1 protein-coding gene is annotated in these 454 nt (G+C 61.2%); it reads left to right on the top strand.

Annotated features, from left to right (window positions below; genetic code table 11):
• Window positions 1–174 precede the first annotated feature (174 nt).
• A partial coding sequence (locus I6F36_RS38715; RefSeq protein ID WP_225173264.1) for an extracellular solute-binding protein occupies window positions 175–454 on the top strand: 280 nt, incomplete at its 3' end.

Raw genomic sequence — 454 nt, 5'->3', positions numbered from 1 at the left:
GTGCGGGTGCAACCCCCGGTGAGGGCACAATCACGTCACGGATCATATCAGTCCGAGGTACCCCTTGTATAAGTCTGCTTTTTCGGCCTAGCATCCGGACGTTAAGCGGATGTAAAAACCCGTTGTCGTGCCCGTCCCCCCGGGGTCGCGACCAACACAGAAGGAGAGACGGACGTGGGACGTCGGTCAAAAATCGGGATATCTCTGGCGATGGTGTCCGCCTTGACGTTGTCCGCCTGTGGCGGCGGCGACGACAGCGGTTCCTCCGACACCGTGCGGGTCACCCTGGTCAACCATGTCTGGACCGAGAACATCCGGAAGGCGTTGCCGGAGTTCGAGCGGGAGACCGGCATCAAGGTCGAGGTCACCCAGCTCGGTGAGGACCAGCTGTCGGACCAGTACAACGTCAAGCTGAACGCCGGCTCCAGCGACATCGACGTGATGATGTACCGCC

The sequence above is a fragment of the Bradyrhizobium sp. BRP19 genome, from assembly GCF_020194195.1.
Classification (GTDB): domain Bacteria; phylum Pseudomonadota; class Alphaproteobacteria; order Rhizobiales; family Xanthobacteraceae; genus Bradyrhizobium; species Bradyrhizobium yuanmingense.
The sequence above is the reverse complement of the archived record's forward strand: the minus strand, read 5'-3'. Positions and strand labels throughout refer to the sequence as shown.